At 57.8% G+C, this 4,595-nt stretch carries 4 protein-coding genes; all 4 read right to left on the bottom strand.

The features are described from left to right. Positions 1-277: 277 nt before the first annotated feature. Positions 278-673 (bottom strand): thioesterase family protein, encoded by a 396-nt coding sequence (locus QVO51_RS09315; RefSeq protein WP_022358181.1) that lies wholly within the window; start codon positions 671-673, stop codon positions 278-280. 19 nt (positions 674-692) lie between these two features. Beyond that, complete coding sequence (locus tag QVO51_RS09310; RefSeq protein ID WP_022358180.1) at positions 693-2,543, bottom strand: sulfatase-like hydrolase/transferase; 1,851 nt, start codon at positions 2,541-2,543, stop codon at positions 693-695. Positions 2,544-2,777: 234 nt separating this feature from the next. Continuing rightward, entirely contained in the window at positions 2,778-3,848 is a 1,071-nt protein-coding gene (locus QVO51_RS09305; RefSeq protein WP_022358179.1) for a C39 family peptidase, read from the bottom strand. Positions 3,849-3,858: 10 nt separating this feature from the next. Next, entirely contained in the window at positions 3,859-4,569 is a 711-nt protein-coding gene (locus QVO51_RS09300; protein WP_288168070.1) for a nucleotidyltransferase family protein, read from the bottom strand. Positions 4,570-4,595 lie beyond the last annotated feature (26 nt).

Raw genomic sequence — 4,595 nt, 5'->3', positions numbered from 1 at the left:
GGTTGTCTCCCCAAGACTCCGGTAGAACGGTACTGCGTGTACCCAGCACGCAGATTATAAAGGAACGCAGAAAAGGAACAGGTCACTGAAAGGTAAATGGGTCATGCGTGACCCGTCCGGTTAAACAAATAGAGTCACACACATCTCCCCAAGACATCGGTAAGACGGTACTGCGTGTGCCAAGCACGCAGAGTATCAAAAATAAGTTACAAGCAAGTGGTCACCAAAAAGGCAAAACAGGCACCGGAGCTCCGGTGCCTGTTCCATGTCTGGGACATTATTTCGCCATTTTCCCGTTGGCCTTTTCCAAAAACCGTTCCGCCCGGACAACCACCCGCTTGTGCATGCCCTCGCCGATCTTGCCGCAGTGATCGTAGGCAACCACATGGAAGGTGATCTCCCTGCCGCTGACCTCCGTCACCTCTGCCACAGCGTGCGCCTCCATGCCCGGGGGCGTTGCCGCCGTGTGGAGGATGTTCAGCGCCGTGCCTACGGAGGTTTCCCCCTCCTCCAGAGCGTCCCGGACGGCTGCACATGCCGCCTGCTCCATCAGCGCCACCATCATAGGAGTGGCGTATACCGGCAGAGAACCGCTGCCCACGTTGCATGCCAGCCGGCTCTCGTCCACCTGTGTTTCCGCTTCGCCCTTGGTTCCCAGTGCAAGCTCCTTCATATCGTTCCCTCCGCTTTTCTCAATTCTTTGTTTCCGGTTCCGTTTTTTCGATCAGTTCCTGTCCGGACAGATCCTCACCGCAGATCCGGTCATAGGTCAGCATATCCAGCATGCTGTCCCGTGCCCCGTCCGGGTCATAGTTGGTGGCATACACCGGCAGGCTCTGCATCTTGTCGTGCATCCGCTGCAAATAGCTGTCCCGGGGAATCTGCGCCAGATCCATCACCACATAGGGCAGATAGAAGGCGGACAGCTCCGTATCCGGCACGCCGCTGTAATCCAGCTTGTAATTGCTCCACAGATAATAGGACTGCTCGTACAGCACCTGGCAGTTGTTCCCGTTGATCCCCAGCTGGTCGTACACGCTGTCCTCCCCCTTCAGAGACGGGAAGTGATCCCCCACAAACAGCACGATGGTGGGTTCATCCAGCTTTTTCAGCGCATTGGTGAACGCCCGCAGGGAATCCCCCGTCCGGGCGATCCAGGTCAGATAGTTGTCAAACTCTGCGTCCGGATCCTCCCCCTTGTTGTAGGGCTGATGGTTCTGCATGGTGGTGGTGTGCAGATACAGGGGCTGATCCGTATCCTGCACCAGCTTTAAGATCTGGTTAAACACGGTCTCGTCGTCGATATATGCCCCATAGTAGTTGACATCCACCGTGAAATCATCCTCAAAGAGCATGGTGTCAAAGCCGAAGTTGGAGTAGACCTCCTCCCGGTTGTAGAAGGTGCGCAAAAAGGGATGCACATAGGCGGTGGCGTAGCCGTTTTCCTTGTAGTATCTCGCCAGAGTGGGCTGGGGCCGATCCTTCATCAGCTGCTGGGGCATGTTGGGATCGTTCAGGGACCGCACCGGCAGTCCGAACAGCAGCTCGAATTCCGTCCGCACCGTAAAGCTTGCAAAGGTAGGCACCACTGCCGTGCCCTTGCAGCCCTCCGCCCCGACTGCGTCAAACTGCTTGTAGGCATTGGTCTGAAGCCCCAGCTGCTTTGCAACCGGCCGGAAATCTGCGAAGGCCTCGGACATGACCACGATCACGTTGGGCCGCTCCTTGCCGTTCTGCCCGGTCTGATCCACATTTCCCCCCAGCATGGTCTGGATGGCGTCCGGATCGTACCCCTCCGGCTCCCGGAGCCGGTTTGCCAGCCCCTCGGAGGTGGTCTGTACGAAAAACGCCAGAAAGCTGTTGTTGTCGAACTTCTCGTTCAGCTGGAAGGTATTGTCCGCCTCGCTGGTGTCCACGTCGAACAGTCCGTACACCGTGGAAGACACACCGGGCACCGCCACAATGGCGGCAAAGGGGGGCACCGCCACAATGGCGGCAAAGGTGGCAAGACACGCCCCTGCGGAGATCAGCCGCCGGGACAGCTTCAGCCTCTGCCTGGGATTGAACCAGAACGCCGCCCCCACATACGCCGTCACCACCAGCAAATATGTAATCAGCTGGGGGGTGATCTGGATATAGGCAAAGGAGGAGATGCTCTTTAGGCTGTTGGCTAGCTTCATATCACTCAGCAGCAGGTGATTCCCGTTGGTGCCGAATTTGAACAGCTCAATGACGCTCAGCAGCATATACACAAAGCTCTGCACCGCCATAGCCCGCCAGCCCCGCTTGAACAACAGCAGCAGCATACCGAAGATCAGCGCTGCCATCAGCACATTGAAGATCATGACGCTGGGACGCTCCACGCAGAATAGAATCAGCTTGGAGGGGTATTTATCCTGGTTCAGCTCCGCCATGCACACAATGAACAGCGGAAACAGCGACGTCAGCAGAAAATTCGTCACAGCGTACCTGCCGGTATTCCGGTCCCGCCGCTGGTTCAGCGCAGTGATACCGCTGCGCAGCCGGTTCAGTATCTTTTGCATGTCTCTATCATCCTCGCATATCGGATCCGCCGGATCCGTCTCAAAACAATGGTTATACCCATGTGCCTACAGCACATCACAGTACCAATATAGCACATCCCATTTCCTTTCGCAAGAGTCCCCGGAGGATTGTAACCGCTTTTTCAATCTTTTCGTCAAAAGCGCAAAAAGCCAAAAGCCGCCTCCGCAGCTTTTGTGCTTTTAGACAAAAACACGCTTCATTCTTTGGACATATTACCCACCAATCTCCGCATTCACCGGTGTGGCGCCCCCCACCGGTTTCACGATCACCGCCTGGCTCTGGAGCTTTTTATACCGATCCTCAAAGATGCTCATATCGTACTGCACCTTCCCCTTCAGCGGGTCGCAGATCTCCACCTTGCCCGTGTCCAGATCATACCCGGACAGCACCATGCAGTGCTCGTAGGTGTACCACATTTCCGGCGTCCCGTCCGGCAGGTTCCAGTACACTCGCTCGATGGGCTCCTTCATGCCGATAGTAGCCCATACCACCACCGGATTCCCCTCCGTCACCTGCCAGTACAGCTCCGTAGGATCCGATCCGCTCAGATCCATGACCGCATAGGACGAAAACTTCCCCACCGAGGACAGGTAGGACTGTGCCGCCTGGACGATGACCGGGGCAAAGCAGCCGAATGAGTTGGAGTCATAGGGACTGCCCACAAAGTACTCGTAGTAGCTGACGCCCCCGTTGGGAGTAACCCTCAGATGCTTGTTCGCCATCTCGATCTTGGTCACGTCAAAGCCCAGATAATTCAGCAGACAGGTCAGGGACGTGATCTCACAGCCACTGGGCAGCTCCGGGTTTTGCAGCAGCTCCTTTACCGGCAGACTCCCCTTCCGGGGCAGCTCTCCCCGGTGGGTAGGGGTCGGCTCCGTGGTCGGCTCCGGCTCCGTTGCCGCTTCGGATGCTTCCGGCTGGGTGGCAGGCTCCGTACCGGTCTCCGTGGGAACCGCAACTGTGATCTGGGGAGGCTGGGAACTGCCGTCCCGGGTCAGCTGATATACGGTAAAGCCGATGCCGCTGCACAGCAGGATCGCACAGAGCAGCAGTCCCACCCGCTGCCGGATGATATACTTCCGCCGGCTTGCAGAACGACTGCTCCCGGTTCTTCCGGGTGCATGGGAGCTGCTGCGTCTGGGTGCAGTCCCACTGCTCCTCCGGGAACTGCCCGTGCTGCTTGTATTTCTGCCCGAACTGCGTCCGCTGCCGCTTCTGGAATTGCCTGTATGGCGGCTGCCGGATCGGGAATGCTGATTGTATCTGTCCTGTTGATTTTCCAATGTGATTCTCCTATTCCTGTTCTGTAGTTTCTGTAATTTCCTGTTCCTGTGGGGGCGTCAGTGTGATCTTCGCCCGGTACTCCTGCTCGGAGGAGGTAATGCACCGGGTGGCAAGACCATACACGTCCGCCGCCCGTGCCTCCAGCTCCGCATAGCGCCTTGCCTGGGGCGAGATCTCCCCCAGCTTCGCCAGGGAGGTGGCAAAGGGAATGGTGCTTTTGCCCTTTGCCGCCGCCAGGATCTCGCAGCCCCGCTCATTCAAGGCAAGCACCCTGCCGTAGGGAGGCGGCGTTTGCAGATCCTCCTTCCGCAGCCCCACCAGCAGGCACAGCAGAAGCCGCCGGATCCGTGCCATGGGATACCGCTTGGTCTTGATGGCGTGGAGCGCCTCATCCAGGGAATTGCTGTTCCTTGCCCCTAAGATCCTGCCGTCCAGACCGGGACCCATCTCAAACTGCTCCTCCAGCTCCTGCTGGGTCACTGTCCGCAGCCGGTACAGGATCAGCCGCTCCAGATTCCGGAGCCTGCCGATACACCCGTTGCTGCCTGCCTGGGCAAGGGCATGGGCAGTAAGAAGCGGCACGAGTTCATCATACTCCTCGTTTTCCTCAATACAGGAGCGGATGAAGGACGCACTGGCAATACTGCCGCCATGCCCCTCCAGCATATCGTGCATGGCGCTTTTCCGGGGCACGGTAAAGGGCTGGAGCTTTGCTCCCAAAAAGAACATCGCCTTCAGATATTCCA

Source organism: Ruminococcus sp. CAG:379 (assembly GCF_000434255.1).
GTDB lineage: Bacteria > Bacillota > Clostridia > Oscillospirales > Ruminococcaceae > Ruminococcus_F > Ruminococcus_F champanellensis.
Note: the sequence above shows the minus strand (reverse complement) of the source record. Positions and strands in the feature narration are given on the sequence as shown.

Bases quoted from the DNA above. Each gene is read 5' to 3' on its own strand.
- QVO51_RS09315 (WP_022358181.1), bottom strand. From the start codon at position 673: ATGAAGGAGCTTGCACTGGGAACCAAGGGCGAAGCGGAAACACAGGTG.
- QVO51_RS09310 (WP_022358180.1), bottom strand. From the start codon at position 2,543: ATGCAAAAGATACTGAACCGGCTGCGCAGCGGTATCACTGCGCTGAAC.